This window comes from Oceanimonas sp. GK1 (assembly GCF_000243075.1).
In the GTDB taxonomy this organism is placed as follows: Bacteria; Pseudomonadota; Gammaproteobacteria; order Enterobacterales; family Aeromonadaceae; genus Oceanimonas.
The window spans coordinates 231,272-248,075 of record NC_016745.1; the positions used below are offsets into that span (position 1 = coordinate 231,272).

The 16,804-nt window shown below is 60.6% G+C and carries 17 protein-coding genes; 7 read left to right on the forward strand and 10 right to left on the reverse strand.

The window, feature by feature from the left end; translation table 11 throughout:
• Positions 1-17 precede the first annotated feature (17 nt).
• From GU3_RS01155 to GU3_RS01165, 3 genes are all read left to right on the forward strand, one after another.
• On the forward strand, positions 18-701 hold the full coding sequence (locus tag GU3_RS01155; protein ID WP_014290722.1) for a pseudouridine synthase: 684 nt from the start codon (positions 18-20) through the stop codon (positions 699-701).
• A gap of 103 nt (positions 702-804) precedes the next feature.
• Positions 805-1,230: a GNAT family N-acetyltransferase gene (locus tag GU3_RS01160; protein ID WP_014290723.1), complete on the forward strand. Its 426-nt coding sequence runs from the start codon at positions 805-807 to the stop codon at positions 1,228-1,230.
• A 175-nt stretch (positions 1,231-1,405) separates the two neighbouring features.
• Complete coding sequence (locus GU3_RS01165; RefSeq protein WP_014290724.1) at positions 1,406-2,968, forward strand: BCCT family transporter; 1,563 nt, start codon at positions 1,406-1,408, stop codon at positions 2,966-2,968.
• Positions 2,969-3,023: 55 nt separating this feature from the next.
• Here the strand turns inward: GU3_RS01165 and GU3_RS01170 are convergent, their stop codons facing one another.
• The 3 genes from GU3_RS01170 to GU3_RS01180 all read right to left on the reverse strand — a co-directional run bounded on the left by GU3_RS01170 (position 3,024) and on the right by GU3_RS01180 (position 5,517).
• A complete protein-coding gene (locus tag GU3_RS01170; RefSeq protein WP_014290725.1) occupies positions 3,024-3,962 on the reverse strand; it encodes a porin in 939 nt (312 codons plus the stop codon).
• A gap of 121 nt (positions 3,963-4,083) precedes the next feature.
• On the reverse strand, positions 4,084-4,380 hold the full coding sequence (locus GU3_RS01175) for a hypothetical protein (protein ID WP_014290726.1): 297 nt from the start codon (positions 4,378-4,380) through the stop codon (positions 4,084-4,086).
• A 402-nt stretch (positions 4,381-4,782) separates the two neighbouring features.
• Positions 4,783-5,517 carry an endonuclease/exonuclease/phosphatase family protein gene (locus GU3_RS01180; protein ID WP_014290727.1) on the reverse strand — a complete coding sequence of 245 codons (735 nt, stop codon included), beginning with the start codon at positions 5,515-5,517 and terminating at the stop codon, positions 4,783-4,785.
• A 109-nt stretch (positions 5,518-5,626) separates the two neighbouring features.
• On the opposite strand from GU3_RS01180, the gene GU3_RS01185 reads away from it, so the two are divergent.
• The 3 genes from GU3_RS01185 to GU3_RS01195 are packed head-to-tail and all read left to right on the forward strand — an operon-like array spanning position 5,627 to position 9,419.
• The gene (locus GU3_RS01185) at positions 5,627-7,135 is read left to right on the forward strand and encodes a thymidine phosphorylase family protein (RefSeq protein ID WP_041543428.1); all 1,509 of its coding nucleotides are present in this window, start codon (positions 5,627-5,629) and stop codon (positions 7,133-7,135) included.
• Positions 7,132-8,067, forward strand: a complete 936-nt coding sequence (locus GU3_RS01190; protein ID WP_014290729.1) for a ribose-phosphate diphosphokinase — start codon at positions 7,132-7,134, stop codon at positions 8,065-8,067. The genes GU3_RS01185 and GU3_RS01190 overlap by 4 nt, the downstream gene beginning before the upstream one ends.
• A complete protein-coding gene (locus tag GU3_RS01195) occupies positions 8,064-9,419 on the forward strand; it encodes an MBL fold metallo-hydrolase RNA specificity domain-containing protein (protein WP_014290730.1) in 1,356 nt (451 codons plus the stop codon). The genes GU3_RS01190 and GU3_RS01195 overlap by 4 nt, the downstream gene beginning before the upstream one ends.
• 61 nt (positions 9,420-9,480) lie before the next feature.
• On the opposite strand, the gene cyoE is transcribed toward GU3_RS01195, so the two are convergent.
• From cyoE to GU3_RS01230, 7 genes are all read right to left on the reverse strand, one after another.
• On the reverse strand, positions 9,481-10,368 hold the full coding sequence (gene cyoE, locus GU3_RS01200) for a heme o synthase (protein WP_014290731.1): 888 nt from the start codon (positions 10,366-10,368) through the stop codon (positions 9,481-9,483).
• A 79-nt stretch (positions 10,369-10,447) separates the two neighbouring features.
• Positions 10,448-10,765, reverse strand: a complete 318-nt coding sequence (gene cyoD, locus GU3_RS01205) for a cytochrome o ubiquinol oxidase subunit IV (RefSeq protein ID WP_014290732.1) — start codon at positions 10,763-10,765, stop codon at positions 10,448-10,450.
• A complete protein-coding gene (gene cyoC / locus GU3_RS01210) occupies positions 10,762-11,382 on the reverse strand; it encodes a cytochrome o ubiquinol oxidase subunit III (protein ID WP_041542827.1) in 621 nt (206 codons plus the stop codon). The genes cyoD and cyoC overlap by 4 nt, the downstream gene beginning before the upstream one ends.
• The gene (gene cyoB / locus GU3_RS01215) at positions 11,382-13,367 is read right to left on the reverse strand and encodes a cytochrome o ubiquinol oxidase subunit I (protein ID WP_014290734.1); all 1,986 of its coding nucleotides are present in this window, start codon (positions 13,365-13,367) and stop codon (positions 11,382-11,384) included. The genes cyoC and cyoB overlap by 1 nt, the downstream gene beginning before the upstream one ends.
• A 1-nt stretch (position 13,368) precedes the next feature.
• Positions 13,369-14,277, reverse strand: a complete 909-nt coding sequence (gene cyoA / locus GU3_RS01220) for a ubiquinol oxidase subunit II (RefSeq protein ID WP_014290735.1) — start codon at positions 14,275-14,277, stop codon at positions 13,369-13,371.
• Between the two features lie 134 nt (positions 14,278-14,411).
• On the reverse strand, positions 14,412-14,816 hold the full coding sequence (locus tag GU3_RS01225; RefSeq protein ID WP_014290736.1) for a hypothetical protein: 405 nt from the start codon (positions 14,814-14,816) through the stop codon (positions 14,412-14,414).
• 135 nt (positions 14,817-14,951) lie between these two features.
• Complete coding sequence (locus GU3_RS01230; protein WP_014290737.1) at positions 14,952-15,560, reverse strand: LysE family translocator; 609 nt, start codon at positions 15,558-15,560, stop codon at positions 14,952-14,954.
• Between the two features lie 149 nt (positions 15,561-15,709).
• Between GU3_RS01230 and yjjG the strand changes: the two genes are divergently transcribed.
• Positions 15,710-16,387: a pyrimidine 5'-nucleotidase gene (gene yjjG / locus GU3_RS01235; protein WP_014290738.1), complete on the forward strand. Its 678-nt coding sequence runs from the start codon at positions 15,710-15,712 to the stop codon at positions 16,385-16,387.
• Positions 16,388-16,804: the final 417 nt, after the last annotated feature.

The window sequence follows — 16,804 nt, forward strand, 5'->3', positions numbered from 1 at the left end:
GCCAGCTCAGGACTGCCATGCGCCTCGATAAATTCATCTGCAAAAGCACCGAACTGAGCCGGTCCGAGGCCCGGCGGGCCATTGCGGCCGGCGAGGCCCGGGTCAACGGTGAGCCAGTCACCCATGAGGCGGCCCAGGTGCACGAAAACAACCTGGTGACCCTGGCCGGCCAGCGGCTGGTGCCCCGCCCCTTCCGTTACCTGATGATGCACAAGCCCACCGGCACCCTGTGCTCCAATGTGGACGGCGTCTATCCGTCGCTGTTTCGCTGGCTGGATATCGACCGGCCCGATGAGCTGCACATTGTCGGCCGCCTCGACGCCGACACCACCGGCCTGGTGCTGCTCACCGACGACGGCCGCTGGTCGTTTACTATCACGCGCCCCGAGCAGCACTGCGCCAAGGTATACCGGGTCGGCCTGCGGGATCCGCTGGCGGAGCAGACCGCCGCCCGCTTTGCACAGGGCCTGTTGTTGCAGGGGGAAAACAAGCCCACTCAGCCCGCCAGGGTCGAAGCCAGCGGCCCCCGCGAGGCGCTGCTGACCATTACCGAGGGCCGGTTTCATCAGGTCAAGCGCATGTTTGCGGCGGTGGGCAACCGGGTTGTCAGCCTGCATCGAGAGCAGATTGGCGGCATTCGGCTGAATGTGCCCCCGGGGCAGTGGCGCCCCCTGAGCCAGGCCGAGATTGACGGCGTCTGATACCGCTTGCCCCCTTGCGCCGGCCTTGCGGGGAAAGCCTGCATCCCGTGTCAAACCCGGGTAAGATGCGAACGAGCCTTTTTATCCACCGCAGGAGCCAGCCATGTACCTTGAACTCGTTCCCTTCGATAACGACCATCAGCCGGCTATTCGCGCCGTGCGCAACGCCGTGTTTATTGAGGAGCAGCACATCAGCCCGGAGCTGGAATTCGACGGCCTGGACGACGACGCCATTCACGTGCTGCTGAGCATCGATGGCCAATGGGCCGGCACCGGCCGCATGCTGGATGACGGTCATATCGGCCGCATTGCCGTGCGCAAGGAATTCCGCGGCCTCGGGCTGGGGGCCAGGGTGGTGCAGGCACTGGTGGACGAGGCCGCCCGGCGGGGCCTGCCGCGGGTGTATCTGGGGGCGCAAAAATACGCCACCGGCTTCTACCGCAAGCTGGGCTTCACACCTTACGGAGACGAATTTCTTGACGCCGGCATCGTGCACATCGCCATGGAAAAGCCCCTGCACGGCTCCTAAGCCCGAAAAGCCAGAGCAACCAAAAATAACCATTTAACTGGAATTTAACACCACTATGGCATGGTTTTAACGCATAAAACCATGCCTTTCGTTTGTTTTGCACTCTAATTAAATTTCACTTTCCAGCGCTTTTTATGTACCATTGGCGCGTTCATGCATTGAATAAAGTGAATTGATGAACGTTTCCAACCTCAGCCTTGCCGAACAAAGGCTGGTCGCCGGACTCAGCGGCGGCTTCCTGCTCCTCTTCGTCATGCTCGCCTCTATCGACCTGCAACAGATGACCCACTGGATCAATCAGGGCTTTGCTTGGACTGCCGGCGTCTTTGGTCCCTTTTGGCAGTTGTGGATGCTGGCCAACCTGGTGATTGCCCTGGTGCTCGGTTTCTCCCGCTATGGCGACATTCGTCTGGGCGGCCACGAGGCCCCCGACAGCTCTACTTTTCGCTGGCTGGCGGTGATCATGTGCACCCTGCTGGCCGGGGGTGGCGTGTTCTGGTCCGCCGCCGAGCCCATGTATCACTATGTGACCACACCGCCGCTGTTTGCCGGCGGCGAGTCGGCGGTGTCGGCGGTCTCCGCCGCCCTGGCCCAAAGCTTTCTGCACTGGGGCTTTCTGGCCTGGGCGGCGCTTGGCACCCTGTCGGCCATCGTGGTGGTATACGCCCACTATCACAAGGGCCTGGCCATGCGTCCGCGTACCCTGCTTTATCCGCTGTTGGGCGAGAAGGTGGAAACCCACTGGCTGGGTACCCTGGCCGATGTGGTCTCCATTATTGCGGTGGCCGCCGGCACCATTGGTCCCATCGGCTTTCTCGCCACTCAGCTGGGCTTCAGCCTTGAGGCACTGCTGGGCTGGGAAAACAACTATGGCCTGCAATTGGCGATTCTGGGCGGTCTGGTGGCCCTTTACACCTTGTCCGCCTCGACCGGCATAGAAAAAGGCATTCAGTGGTTGTCGAGCGCCAATGTGGTGCTGGCGGTGGTGCTGCTGGCCATAATTCTGCTGGCAGGCCCGGGCCACTTCATCATTGATGCCTTTCTCAACGGCATGGGCACCTACCTGCAGGACTTTATGCCCCTGGCCCTGAACCGGCAGGACGAGGCCTGGCTGGGCTGGTGGACGGTGTTCTTCTGGGGCTGGTTTATCGGTTACGGCCCCATGATGGCGCTGTTTATCGCCCGCATCTCCCGTGGCCGCTCCCTGCGCGAGCTGGTGATGGCGGTGGCCATCATGGCGCCCCTGGTCACCAATTTCTGGTTCGCCAGCATAGGCGGCGCCGGCATCTTCTACGAGCAGGCCGCCGCCGGCGTGATCTCCGCACCTCTGCAGGAAAGCGGCCTGCCCGCGGCCCTGCTGGCGGTCACCCAGCAATTGCCCCTGGCCGAGCTGATGGTACCCGCCTTTTTGCTGCTCACGGTGATTTTCGTGGCCACCACCGGCGACTCCATGGCCTATTCCATCGCCATGGCCATCAGCGGCGAACACACCCCGCGCACCCGCCAGCGCATGTTCTGGGCTCTGACCATGGGGCTGGTGGCGGCGGTGCTGCTGCGCATGGGCGAAGGCGGCATCAATGCGCTGCAGTCCTTTATCGTGATCACGGCAGCGCCGGTGTCGCTGCTGCTGCTGCCGGTGCTCTGGACCGGCCCGCGCCTGGCCCACGCCATGGCCTATGAGCAGGGTATCGTGACTCAGGCGCCCCGCATCAGGGCCGCTGCCGACCGCGCATTCTGAGTGAGTTGCCGGTACCGCCTCTCCCGGCGGTACCGGCAGACTCAGAAGTAATACTTCAGAAGTAATACTGCAGCCCCACACCGTAGAGATTGTCTTCGTTTTCGGCGCGGTTCAGCAGATATTCGGCGTAAAGCTTGGCTCTGGGCATCAGGTAATATTCGGTGGCGAAAATCACCTTGTCTTCCCAGCGCTCGTGGGCGGGCTCATGCAGGCTCAGGCGATTGTAACCCAGGCCAACGGCGACCTGCTTATAGGTGTAGGACATCACCCCTTCCCAGTAATCAAAGCGAAAGCGGTCGATGCATGCCGGTCCGATCCAGCACACATCATCATAATTGGCCCGACCATGAGTCAGGGCGCCGTAAAACCCACCGGGGGAGCGGTAATTCAGGCCCAGCGCCAGGTTACGAATGTTGCCGTTGGGTTCGCTCTCTTGCCTGGTTTCCACCGCCAGCACCACCCCCAGGCCACTCTCCCCCTGGTAACCGGCAGACGCTCCGTACTGGGCCCGAGTACCCTGGTTATTATCCTGTTTGTTGGCATCATTAACGGCGTAGCCGGCGCGCAGATCCCAGCCATCACCGGCCCAGGTGACCTTGAGCTGGTCGTCCAGGGTAGTCTCGGTCATATAACCGTGGCCGCCAAACAGGTTAAAGACATCGGTCAGATCCCTGAGCTGGTTAAAGGGGCTGTCACTGCGCCCGACGGTCAGCTCCAGATCCTCTCGAATGCGCACCCCCAGCCAGACTTCATCCGCATAAATCCGGTCGCCGTAGCGGGAATCATTCAGCAGATCCCAGCTCAGTTCACCAATCAGGATCACATTGGCGTTCAGCCGGCCGGCACCGGACAGGCCCAACGAGGCCAGGGTATCGCCGCCGAAGGACTCGGCCCGATAGCCCTGCTGATAACCCAGAGCACCCAGGTTCTGCTCAACTTTACCGTGCAGCGCCAGCACCTGCTGCCGATCGTCCGTGCTCCAGGTCACGGCCATGGCCGAACTGGTCAAAAGAAAAAGGAAAAGGATTGCGCGCGTCATCACTGTTACCGGAAAAATCATGAAAAAGGGTGCTGACAACAGCACCCTTCTTGAATCGTCGTGTAATGACGAAAAGTTAACGGTAGAAGCTCTTCTTGTAAGAGTACTCGTTGCCGTTCACGTTCTTGTTGATGGTGACGCCCGCTTCAGAAACCTGCTTGTCAACGCTGTAGGTGTAGGTTTCACCGTTGGCCTTGGTAACGGTTTTGGTGAAAGACAGGGTGCCGTCTTCAGAGACGGTTTTGCTTACCTGAACATCGGCGTAACCGTTGTTATAGCTGTTGCTATAGGCGTTATTACCACCAAAACCGGCGTTGGCGGATGCAGCCAGTACCAGAGCAGCAGCGGAAATGACCCATTTGGCTTTTTGCATCTTTATCTTCCTTCTTAATGTGCTTTATGTGTTGGCCCGCGCTTACGTGACCACTGCGATAAAACGTTCACGGTGTAAGCTGGAGCCAGGGCCCTCTGACCGGTGAACGGAATAAATCCTACACCCACAAAATTGAACACAAAACACATTGATATTTGTATGCAAAATGTAAGCTGACGCAGTTTTTGCGACACCGACAGCGAATAAGCCCTGTCATGACGACAAGCCGGTTCTGTACGGAAGATAAAACCTGACCATAAAGACAAAAAAGTAAATTATGCTGGGTCAAACTTTGTCATTTGGTACTGATCTCATTCAGTTAGTAACGTTTTTAACTAAATCATTACGGTGGACGAAGACCGGGCAAGCACCAATTCGCACACAGTGACCGGCAACACAGTGCTAAAGCAAAAAGCGGGCATAGATGGGGTTGTGATCCGACACGCCGGGCATATTAATGGCCTCTGCCGAGCGCAGGTAAAGATCCCGGTAGAAGATGAAATCCAGCGGCTGACGCAGGTAGCTCTTTACATGGTGGGCATTTTCCATCACCGCCTGACGCAAGCCGGTGGCCCGGCAGAACTGCCGCAAGTAAAGCCGGCGCTGGCGGCTCCAGACATTGAAGTCGCCGGCCACGATAAGCGGCCCGACGTGGCGCAGCAGCTCGGCCCGCAGCAACTCCATCTCGTTCATAAACAGTCCGGCGTGCACAAAGTTGATGGCGTGCATGTTCACCACCAGCAGTGAGCCCTCGCCAGGCAACGGATGGCGAGTGAGGATCAGGCTCTTGTGAGTGGCGAAACGCAGCTCCCGGCTCTGGCTGAGCAGGGGCAGGACATCGTCAAAGGCGCAACGCCCGGCGGTGAGCACGCCAAACAATTGAGTGCGGGTCTGCATATTGGGCGACACCGCCCAGGACCAACCCTCCAGCCAGCTTTCACCCATGGGTGCCATACGGGCCTCCTGCAACAGCAGCAGGCCCGGTGCATAGCGTTCGGTCAGCGCCGTCAGGCTTTGCTGAAAGCGCGAGTCCTGGGTCAGCTTCTGGGTGTTCCAGCACAATACTCCCAGGCTGTCGCCGTCCAGGGGCAGGTGCTGGTGCAACAACCGGCTGGGAGTGACACGGGGCCTCAACATGATCTCTTCCGTTTCTGCTACAGGGCGTGTTGGCAAAGTGTAGGCCAGCAGCGGCGAGAACCGGAGCGGGCGGCTAGGCTTTAAACACCATCCATTGCCGGACAACAGCGTGCCTGCCGTTCACTCCCTGCTTGCCACTGCCATGGGCATCGACACTCACCAGGAACCGGTGGTGTTTCTGCGTGCCGACAGTGAAGTGTGCCGCGCCGAGGGGTTTATTGCCAACACCCGTATTCAGGTTACCGTCGGCGAGCACAGTCTGATCGCCACCCTCAACGTGGTCACCAACGAGGTACTGCCGGCCCGGCATATCGGATTTTCCCGCATCGCCTGGGAGCGCCTGGCCCTGCTCGGCGATGAGGAAGTTTCCGTACGCCACGCCCCGGTGCTGCACTCCATGAGCGCAGTGCGCAAAAAGATGTACGGCAACACCCTGTCGAAACGGGAAATGAACGACATCATTGCCGACATCAGCCAGCACCGCTATTCCGACATGCAGATCGCCGCCTTTCTGACCGCCTGTGTCGAACGGCTCGATACCGATGAGGTCATCGCCCTGACCCAGTCCATGGTGGACAGCGGCAAACGCCTGAGCTGGCCGACGCGGCTACAACTGGTCGACAAACACTGCATTGGCGGCCTGCCCGGCAACCGCACCACCCCCATAGTGGTGGCCATTGCCAGCGCCGCCGGTCTTATCATGGCCAAGACCTCGTCCCGAGCCATTACCTCCCCTGCCGGCACCGCCGATACCATGGAAGTGCTCACCCGGGTACACCTGGACCTGGCAGAAATCCAGGCCACGGTGCGCAAGGTCAATGCCTGCCTGGTGTGGGGCGGTGCCGTCAATCTGAGCCCGGCGGACGACATGCTCATTCGCATTGAGCGGGCGCTGGATATCGACGGCACCGGCCAGATGGTGGCCTCGGTGCTGTCGAAAAAAATCGCCGCCGGCTCCACCCACGTCCTGATCGATATTCCGGTGGGCCCCACCGCCAAGGTGCGCAGCCAACCCGACGCCGAGGCCATGAGCCGGCTGTTTGAAACCGTGGGTCAGGCCCTGCGGCTGAAGGTACGCTGTCTGATCACCGACGGCAGCGAGGCCATCGGCTACGGCCTTGGTCCCGCCCAGGAGGCCAGAGATGTGCTGGCGGTGCTGCAGAACCAGCCCGAGGCCCCCGCCGATCTGCGCGAGCGAGCCCTGCTGCTGGCCGCCCACCTGCTCAATATGGCGGGCAAGGGTGAGCTGGATGATACCTCCCGGCAAGCCCGGGAGTTGCTGGAATCGGGCCAGGCCTGGCACCAGTTCCGGCGCATTTGCGAGGCCCAGGGCGGACTCAAGCCCATACCCGAGGCGGCCTGTTCCCTGCAGCAGGGCGCCCGCCACAGCGGCACCCTGCTGGCCATGGACAACCGCCGCCTGTCCCGGCTGGCCAAACTGGCCGGCGCCCCCAATAGCCCTGCCGCCGGACTTCGGCTGCACGCCAAGCTGGGCCAGGCGCTGGCCATGGGGCAGCCGCTGTTTACCCTCTATGCCGACAGCCAGGGCGAGCTGGACTACGCCGCCGACTACTATGAGCACAATCACGACCTGTTCATGATTGGAGAGGCACCATGACCCCGCTGCTGTTTGCCCTTCCCGACAGCCATTCCCTGCTCGCGCCCCTGTGCCGGGCCCTGCCCGCCAAGGAAGGCCGGCTTGAGTATCATCATTTTCCCGATGGCGAAAGTTACCTGCGCATCCTCTCGGCCATGGAGCCGGGGCAACGCGTGATGGTGCTGGCGGACTTATCCCGCCCCGACGAACGCACGCTGCCCCTGTGTTTTTTGTGCGACACCCTGAAGGAGCTGGGCGCCGGCTGGGTGGGGCTGATTGCGCCTTATCTCTGCTACATGCGCCAGGACACCCGCTTTCACCCCGGGGAAGCAGTCACTTCCCGCAGTTTTGCCCGGTTGATATCCCAACGCTTCGACTGGCTGCTAACGGTGGACCCGCACCTGCACCGCTATCATGCCCTCAGCGACCTCTACTCCATTCCTGCCATGGCGGTGCATGCTACGCCCCTGCTGGCCGACTGGCTCAAGGCGCGCCGCGAGCCCCTGCTGCTGGTGGGGCCGGACGCCGAAAGCGAACAATGGGTCTCGGCATTGGCCCAGGCCAGCGGCCACCCGTTTGTGGTGGGCCGCAAGCAGCGCCGAGGCGACCGCGATGTGCAGGTACAATTGCCGGATCTGTCCGCTTACCGCCGGCACACCGCCATCATGGTGGACGACGTGATCTCCAGCGGCCGCACCATGCTGCGCTGTGCCGAGGCCCTGACCGAGGCCGGTCTCAAGCGCATCGAGTGCGCCGCCATTCACGGCCTCTTTGCCGATCGCATCGAAGATCAGTTGCAACAAGCCGGCGTGCGAAGGCTCGTCACCACCAACTCGGTGCCCCACCCGTCCAACGGGCTGGATCTCACCCCCCTGCTGCTGCCCCCGGCGCGGCGGCTGGCCGGCGGCGAGCCCCCCTCTCCCCCAGACAACCAGACAGGAGCAGGCAGATGAAAATTACCTTTCTCGGTGCCACCCAGACGGTGACCGGTTCCAAATTTCTAGTCAGCCACAACCACCGGCAGATCCTGGTGGACTGCGGCCTTTATCAGGGCTACAAGTGGCTGCGCCAGCGCAACTGGCAACCGCTGCCCCTGGAGCTCGACCAGCTAGACGCCATCGTGCTGACCCACGCCCACCTGGATCATTCCGGCTATATTCCGGTGCTGTACAAACAGGGCTACCGGGGCCCGGTATATTGCCATCCGGCTACACGGGATCTGTGCGAGATTTTGCTGTCGGACAGCGGCCACCTGCAGGAGGAAGACGCCGTTTATCTGGCCCGGCACCAGCTCAGCAAACATGAAAAGCCCGAGCCCCTGTACGACCGCAGAACCGCCGAAAACAGTATGAAGCTGTTTCGGCCACTGGAGTTTGACCAACCCAAAGCGGTGGGTGACATGCGCTTCTGGCTACAACCGGCCGGGCACATTCTCGGGGCCGGCAGCCTGATCCTGGAGTGCGACGGCAAAAAAGTGGGCTTTTCCGGTGATGTGGGCCGGCCCAACGATGTGTTTATGCGCCCGCCCCGGCCGCTGCCGGCGCTGGATCTGCTGCTGCTGGAGTCGACCTATGGCGATCGCCGCCACGAGCCGGGGGATCCCCTCGAACAGCTGGCCACCCTGGTCAACGACACCGTCGCCGCCGGCGGCGTCATGCTGATCCCGAGCTTTGCGGTGGGCCGGGCCCAGACCCTGCAACACCTGCTGGTACGGCTGATGGATGAACAGCGCATTCCCAAACTCAAGGTGTTTCTCGACAGCCCCATGGCCATTGAAGTCAGCGAAATTTACGAGCGTTTCGTGGATCAGCATCGGCTGAGCCGGGCCGACTGCCACCGTATGGGCCAGGTAATCACCCTGGTGCGCAGCGTGGAAGACTCCAAAGCACTGGCCGACGAAGTCTATCCCCATATCATTATCGCCGGCAGCGGCATGGTTACCGGCGGGCGCATATTGCACCACATGAAGCGGCTGCTGGGGGATCACCGCACCACCCTGCTGCTGACCGGTCACCAGGCCGGGGGCACCCGGGGGGCCAAGCTGCTGCAGGGCTGCGACAAGGTGCGCATTCACGGCGACTGGTTCGACAACCGGGCGCGCATAGAGCGGCTGCACGGCCTGTCGGGCCATGCGGATTATGCGGAGCTGGGGCAATGGCTGGCCGCCTCGGCGCTGGAAAAAGGTACGGCCATTGAGCTTATCCACGGCGAGCCGGAAGCGCTGGAAGCCATGCGCGACTACCTGCGCCAGACCACGGAGTTTGACGTCAATATCGGGGAGTACGAGCGTATTCTGACACTGTAACAAGAAGGACCGAGACGGCGGTTGCCGCCTCGGCCAAATGGGAGAAAAAACGGAAAGCGAGTTACAACTTCATCGCCAGCCAGGCGTCCGGCGCGGCACGAAAGTCCAGCGCCATGGTCACACTGATGGCAGTAATGGTCACAATGGACAGCACAAACACCCGGCGGGCCCAGCCCAGCTCCTCGGCCCCCCGGCGATAGCCGTTAAAGGCCATCACCAGCCACCACAGACTGGTGGCGCAGGCCACCGTCATAAAGGTGAGGCCGGTGTAGCCACCGAGCGGCAACAACACGGTCACCAGACAGAACAGGGCAATGTAGAGCACTATCTGCCGCTTGGCCTTGGCCACCCCTTCCGCCACCGGCAGCACCGGAATGTTGGCGGCCGCATAATCTTCATAACGGAAAATGGCGATGGCATAGGAATGGGGCATCTGCCACAAGCTGAACATCAGCAGCAAAATGGCGGCACCGGCATCAAACTGACCGGTCACCGCGCAATAGCCCACCACCGGTGGTACGGCCCCGGACAGACTGCCCACCAGGGTGCCGTACACGGAAGCGCGCTTCAGCCACAGGCTGTAAAAGCCCACGTACACCGCGTAGCCAAAGGCGGCAAAGCCGGTGGCCACGGGGTTGGTGAAACACGCCAGCAGCGCGAAACCCAGCACACCCAGCACCAGGCCGTAGACCAGGGCGGTGCGTGCCGGCAGCTCGCCGGTCACGGTCACCCGGTTTTGGGTGCGGCGCATGCGCGCGTCGATATCGCGGTCGATGCAGTTGTTGACGGCACAGCCGGACGCCACCACCAGCGACAGTCCAAGCAGGGTGGCCCACATCAGCGACCCGTCGATGTCGCCGCGGGCGGCCATAAAGAAGCCGCCGGCCACCGAGATCAGGTTGCCCATGATGATGCCCGGCTTGGTGACCTTGAGGTAAGGCCGAATCATAAAATGCCCCTTGGGAAGACCCCGTTGTTCGCGTGTTTATGCCTGTAAAGGGCCCGGGTTACCCCGGGCCAGAGCTGCCTTAATACATCATCATTTCGTTAGAGCTGATGATGATCCACACCGACAGGCCTACCACCATCACGATAATGAGGGCGGAGAACAGGAAGGCCACGGTGTTTTCCCGGCTGTTGGGCTTGAAGCTCAGGTGCAGGAAGTACTTGAGGTGCACCACGATTTGCACAATGGCAAGCAACACTACGGTGGCCAGGGTGGCACCCGGGCTCAGCTGCTCGGTCATTACCGCCCAGAACGGAATGGCGGTCAGGATCACCGACAGCACAAAGCCGGTCAGGTAGGATTTCACACTGCCGTGATCCACGGCGTCATGGTTACTCATGCCATTGCCCCCATCAGGTACACCACGGTAAACACACAGATCCACACCACGTCGAGGAAGTGCCAGAACATGCTCAGGCAACCCAGACGGGTCAGGGTGCGGGGGCCGGTGCCCCGCTTCATCAGCTCGACCATCAGCACCAGCATCCACACCAGGCCGGCGGTCACGTGCAGACCGTGCATACCCACCAGGGTGAAGAAGGACGTCAGAAAGGCGCTGCGGCTCGGGCCATTGCCAGACTCAATCAGGTGATGGAACTCATACAGTTCCATACCGATAAAGGTGGCCCCAAGAGCAAAGGTCACCAGCAGCCACAGCAGGGTCAGACCCCGCTGGTGGTTGTGGCCGGCCAGCATGGCAAAGCCGTAGGTGATGCTGGACACCAGCAGCACCGCGGTTTCCACCGCCACGAACTTGAGATCGAACAGCTCGCGGCCGCCCGGGCCACCGGCGGTGTTCATGTACAGCACCGCATAGGTGGCGAACACGGACGCGAACAGCAGGCAGTCGGTCATCAGGTAGAGCCAGAAACCGAACAGGGTGTTGCCCCCGGTATCGTGGTGCTCTTCTTCGTGGTGCAGCTGCACCTGTTTGAGATCGACGGATACGGCTTCCATCAGGCCTCCTTCATCATCACGTTACGCAGGTGTGCCTGCTCGATGCGCTCGACTTCGTCGGGCTGCACGTAATAGTCGGTGTCGGTGTCATAGGCCCGGCACAGGAAGACAACAAAGCTGGCCACCAGACCGGCAATCACCATCCACCAGATATGCCAGATGGCACCAAAACCGGCGGCGGTGGCTGCGGCGGCGATCAGCACGCCACAGGCGGTGTTCTTCGGCATGTGGATCGGCTGATAGTTGCCCTGCACCTTGTAGGCGGTGCCCTTTTCCTTCATGTCGGTAAAGGCATCGATGTCGCTGACGTGCGGCAGTTTGGCGAAGTTATAGAACTGGGGCGGTGAGCTGGTGGACCACTCCAGGGTGTGGCCGTTCCAGGGGTCGCCGGTCAAGTCTTTATTCTGCTCACGGTCACGGAAGGCTTTATAGAGCTGGTAGAACTGCACCAGAATGCCGACAAGGATGAAGACAGCACCCACCGCGGCCAGGTACAGCCAGAAGTTCCAGGCCGGGTTGTCGGTGCTGTTGAGGCGACGGGTCATGCCCAGGAAACCCAGCACGTACAGCGGCATAAAGGCCACGTAGAAGCCGATTTGCCAGCACCAGAAGGATACCTTGCCCAGCTTCTCATCGAGGTGGAAGCCCATGGCTTTCGGGAACCAGAAGGCAAAACCGGCCAGGTAGCCGAACACGGCACCACCGATGATGGTGTTGTGGAAGTGGGCGATCAGGAACAGGCTGTTGTGCAGCACGAAGTCGGCACCCGGTACCGCCAGCAGTACGCCGGTCATGCCGCCAATGGTAAAGGTGGTCATAAAGCCCAGCGTCCACAGCACCGGTACCGTCATGCGCAGACGACCGCGATACATGGTGAACAGCCAGTTGAACAGCTTCACCCCGGTGGGCACGGCGATGATCATGGTCATCACGCCAAAGAAAGCGTTCACATTGGCGCTGGAGCCCATGGTGAAGAAGTGGTGCAGCCACACAATGAAACCCAGCACCGAAATGGCGCCGCTGGCATACACCATGGAGTTGTAACCAAACAGGCGCTTGCCGGTAAAGGTGGAGATCACCTCGGAGAAAATACCAAAAGCCGGCAGGATCAGAATGTACACCTCGGGATGACCCCAGGCCCAGAACAGGTTGATGTACATCATGGCGTTGCCGCCGGCGGCATTGGTGAAGAAGTGGAAGTCCAGGTAGCGATCCAGGGTCAGCATGCCCAGTACCGCGGTCAGGATCGGGAAGGACGCCACAATCAGAATGTTGGCCCAGGTACAGGTCCAGGTGAAGATTGGCATCTGCATCAGCTTCATACCGTGAGTGCGCATTTTGAACACGGTCACCAGGAAGTTAACGCCGGTCAGCAGGGTACCGATACCCGATATCTGCAGGGCCCAGATGTAGTAATCCACCCCCACGCCCGGACTGAAATCCAGCTCGGACAGCGGCGGATAGGCCACCCAGCCGGTCTTGGCGAACTCACCCAGACCGAGGGAGATGTTCACCAGCACGGCGCCGGACACCGCCAGCCAGAAGCTAAGGTTGTTCAGGAAAGGGAAGGCCACATCGCGGGCACCGATCTGCAGCGGCAGTACGATGTTCATCAGGCCGATCATGAATGGCATGGCCATAAAGATGATCATGATGACACCGTGGGCGGTGAAGATCTGGTCGTAGTGCTCCGGCGGCAGGTAGCCGTCGGCACCATTGGTCGACAGTGCCAGCTGGGCTCGCATCATGATGGCGTCGGCAAAGCCGCGGATCAGCATGACAAAGGCCAGAATGATATACATGATGCCCAGTCGCTTATGGTCCACCGAGGTGATCCAGTCGCGCCAGAGCACGCCCCATTTCTGATGACGGGTGATTAGAAAGGCGATCACCACGGCGGCAATGGCCACCACGCCCAGAGTGACCATGATAATGGGCTCATGGTAGGGCACGGCGTCGAGCGTGAGTTTACCTAATAACGACATATTATTTCTCAGCCTCCATCATGGTGCTGGCTGACAGATGATGTTGGTGTTCATCGCCCGCCACGGGGTGATGATCCTGCATAAACTTCATCACAACGTTGTGGAAGAGATCCGGGCTGACATCGCCAAAGTATTCCACCGGGTGGTGTTCGCTGGGCTCGGCCAGTTGCTGATAGGCGCTCATGTCGAGGGTGTCCGGATCGGCCTTGACCTTCTCCACCCAGGCCTCAAAGCCGGCTTCGTCTTCGGTGGCAATGGCGTCAAACTGCATGCCGGTGAAGCCTTCGCCGCTGTAGTTGGCGGAGATGCCATCAAAACGGCCGGGTTCATTGGCAATCAGGTGCAGCTGGGTCTCCATGCCCGCCATGGAGTAGATCTGGCTACCCAGTTGCGGAATGAAAAACGAGTTCATGGTGGTGTCGGAAGTGATGCGGAATTCCACCGGCACATCGGTGGGGAACGCCAGTTCATTGACGGTGGCAATGCCCTGCTCCGGATAGATAAACAGCCACTTCCAGTTGAGCGACACCACCTGGACCACCAGATGGTCCTTGTCGTGCTCGAGTTTCTTGTACGGATCCAGAGCATGGGTGGAGCGCCAGGTAATGGTGCCCAGAACCACGATGATGATGATGGGGATCACCCACACCACGGTTTCAATCTTGGTGGAGTGTGACCACTTGGGTGCGTAGATTTCGTTGCGTCCTTCCCGATATTTCCAGGCGAAGTACAGCGTCATCACGATCACCGGCACCACCACCAGCAGCATCAGGCCGGTGGCGACGATGATCAGGTACTTTTCGTCGGCGCCGATCTGACCCTTGGGGTCCAGCACGCCGCCTTCGCAGCCGGCCAGCGTCAGCGACGCCACCCCTGCCAGCAGCAGGTTAACTAACTTTCGAATAAACAAAGGAAACCTTCCCCTATTCCTATGGGTGCTAGCTTGCCGACAGCGCGGCAAGACCATGTTGGGAATGTCGGGCATGACCCGAGCGCGGAGAACCGGACAGACAGAGCGGGCGTGATCAATACGCCGTCAGGGTGTCAGACTCCGCAGGGAAGAACAGGCGGTGCGCGGCAGCCGTGCGCCCTCAGCAGGGCACGGCGCGGCTTGGAAGACGCAGAAAAAGAAGGTTTGGGCTGGGTCAGCCGGGGCCAGTTGAAGGTCTGCAGCAGCAGGTGCAGCAACAGCAGCAGCCACTGCAGCAACAGCGGCGCAAACACCAGCAAGGAAGTACACAGCAGCGCTTTTAGCGCCTCAACCGGTTGCAGATCCGCCAGCTGGGCCTGGTATTCCAGTACCTCGGCGGAGAGGCCGGTCCAGCTCAGCAGCCAGTCGCCCACCAGCTCCAGCATCATGATGGCGCCGAGGAGGCCAAATCCGTCCATGCCGGTGCGTGACAACGACGCCAGGTCGTGCCATCTCTCGGCTAGGGACAGGTGCAGCATCGGGCTCAAGGGCAGCTTCCGTTGGTGATAACTGTTATTAAATTGGTGATGCAGGCCACAAAGGCCGCTTTTTTGACCGCGAAAGGCTACCAAACTTTGATCCAGCACACAACTGCGGTGCTGGCTTTACAGTAGCTACAGCACCACTTTCAGTGCCAGTGCCAGCAGCACCAAGCCGCTGAGCCGATCGATAACAAAGGACTTTTCACGCAGCCAGCTCAGCACCGGCCCCCGGGACAGCAGCAGCGCCACCAGCACATACCAGAGCGCGTCAATGCCGCCGGCAGTGAGCATCATGATGCCGCCCTGCTGCCAGCCGGTGTCGGCGCGCACAAACTGGCTGAACAGGGCCACAAAGAAAATGGCCAGCTGCGGGTTGAGAAAGGCCACCATAAAGCCTTCAAAGGCACCCTGCCGGCCGCGCACGCCATGGCTGCCTTCTTCCGCCGCTGCCGGTTGCGGCCTGGCCAGCAGCGCCTTGATGCCGAGCCAGGCCAGAAAGGCGGCTCCGCCATAGCGAATGATGTCGAACAGCAGCGGATTACGGGTAATGAGCAGCGCCAGCCCCAGCGCCGTGATCAGCGCATAAAGCCCCACTCCCAGACCGTGGCCCAGGGCGGTGAGCACGCCATGGCCCTGACCGCCGCGCACCGTGTTGCGAATAACCACCGCCAGACTCGGGCCGGGGCTGACCGCCCCCATGATGCAGATGGCCGCCAGGGCCAGCCAGCTGGAAAACTCCATGCTCGTTCCTCATTAGGGTTATTTACGCCATATCTTATGACAGTGCGGAAGGTGCATTTAAGCATAATTTGCTGGCGCTATTGAGTTTGACCCCGTGAGCTTTCTACACTGGCCCCTTCTGCCGGCCACTTGCTCTGGAGTTTTTACCAATGCGCTACGACTGGATACTGTTCGACGCCGACGACACCCTGTTTCATTTCGACGCATTCAGCGGACTTAACCGCATGTTCGCCGACTTTGGCGTGCACTTCGATGAACAGGCCTTTGCCCGCTATCAAACGCAAAACGCGCCGCTGTGGGTGGCCTACCAGAACGGCGAGATTGATGCCGGCGAGCTGCGCCACCGCCGCTTTGCCGAGTGGGCCGAGCGACTGGCGGTGAGCACGGAGCGGCTGAACGAGGCCTTTATGACCACCATGGTGGAGGTGTGTACCCTGCTGCCCGGCGCCAGCGAACTGATTGCCGCGCTGCAAGGCAAGGCACGCTTAGGCATCATCACCAACGGTTTTGCCGCCATGCAGCAGGCCCGGCTGCAGCGCGCCGGCTGGGAGCAGGCCTTTTCACCTTTGGTGGTCTCGGAAGAAGTGGGCGTGGCCAAGCCCCACGCAGGCATCTTTGAACACGCCCTTGACCTGATGGGTAACCCCGAACGCGACCGGGTACTGATGGTGGGCGACAACCCCCACTCCGACATTCTCGGCGGCCTCAACGCCGGTCTGCACACTTGCTGGCTCAACACTCAGGGCAAGCTCGCGCCCGAGGGCATTACTCCCCACCATGAAGTGACGTCCCTTGGCCAGCTGCAGCAGTGGCTGCTGGAGGCATAAGCTCTTCGCTTAAATACCGTGCAATATTCGTTGTCTGAAAAGCCAAGCCAAACGAAGCAGCAGCAGGGTTACCTCCTTCGACACGCTTCAAGCCCATCCATGGGGCGCTCGGCAAATGCCATATATGGACACCTCGCTTTTCGCCAGTGGGGTTTCCGTGTTTTGGCGACCAGGATTAACTGCATCCGTATATTCGGCCTGTCGTTGATGAGTGAGTCATTGGCTCACTCTGGCCCTAATGAGAACCGCGCCCTTGCTGCCTATCGTCCTTACGGAGTTCAGACTCCTGACATTTTCTCGGCGTTTGCAAGGGCCGGTTTAACCTGTTGCCTCATTCACGTTTTCCACATCGCGTTTCGTCGGGGTGATAACCTCTTGTTTTCCTTCCTGTTAAACGGGGTTTAATTCAGTTTCTTT

Coding starts and splice junctions, on each gene's coding strand:
- GU3_RS01155 (WP_014290722.1), top strand. CDS start 18: ATGCGCCTCGATAAATTCATCTGCAAAAGCACCGAACTGAGCCGGTCC.
- GU3_RS01160 (WP_014290723.1), top strand. CDS start 805: ATGTACCTTGAACTCGTTCCCTTCGATAACGACCATCAGCCGGCTATT.
- GU3_RS01165 (WP_014290724.1), top strand. CDS start 1,406: ATGAACGTTTCCAACCTCAGCCTTGCCGAACAAAGGCTGGTCGCCGGA.
- GU3_RS01170 (WP_014290725.1), bottom strand. CDS start 3,962: ATGGCCGTGACCTGGAGCACGGACGATCGGCAGCAGGTGCTGGCGCTG.
- GU3_RS01175 (WP_014290726.1), bottom strand. CDS start 4,380: ATGCAAAAAGCCAAATGGGTCATTTCCGCTGCTGCTCTGGTACTGGCT.
- GU3_RS01180 (WP_014290727.1), bottom strand. CDS start 5,517: ATGTTGAGGCCCCGTGTCACTCCCAGCCGGTTGTTGCACCAGCACCTG.
- GU3_RS01190 (WP_014290729.1), top strand. CDS start 7,132: ATGACCCCGCTGCTGTTTGCCCTTCCCGACAGCCATTCCCTGCTCGCG.
- GU3_RS01195 (WP_014290730.1), top strand. CDS start 8,064: ATGAAAATTACCTTTCTCGGTGCCACCCAGACGGTGACCGGTTCCAAA.
- cyoE (WP_014290731.1), bottom strand. CDS start 10,368: ATGATTCGGCCTTACCTCAAGGTCACCAAGCCGGGCATCATCATGGGC.
- cyoD (WP_014290732.1), bottom strand. CDS start 10,765: ATGAGTAACCATGACGCCGTGGATCACGGCAGTGTGAAATCCTACCTG.
- cyoC (WP_041542827.1), bottom strand. CDS start 11,382: ATGGAAGCCGTATCCGTCGATCTCAAACAGGTGCAGCTGCACCACGAA.
- cyoB (WP_014290734.1), bottom strand. CDS start 13,367: ATGTCGTTATTAGGTAAACTCACGCTCGACGCCGTGCCCTACCATGAG.
- GU3_RS01225 (WP_014290736.1), bottom strand. CDS start 14,816: ATGCTGCACCTGTCCCTAGCCGAGAGATGGCACGACCTGGCGTCGTTG.
- GU3_RS01230 (WP_014290737.1), bottom strand. CDS start 15,560: ATGGAGTTTTCCAGCTGGCTGGCCCTGGCGGCCATCTGCATCATGGGG.
- yjjG (WP_014290738.1), top strand. CDS start 15,710: ATGCGCTACGACTGGATACTGTTCGACGCCGACGACACCCTGTTTCAT.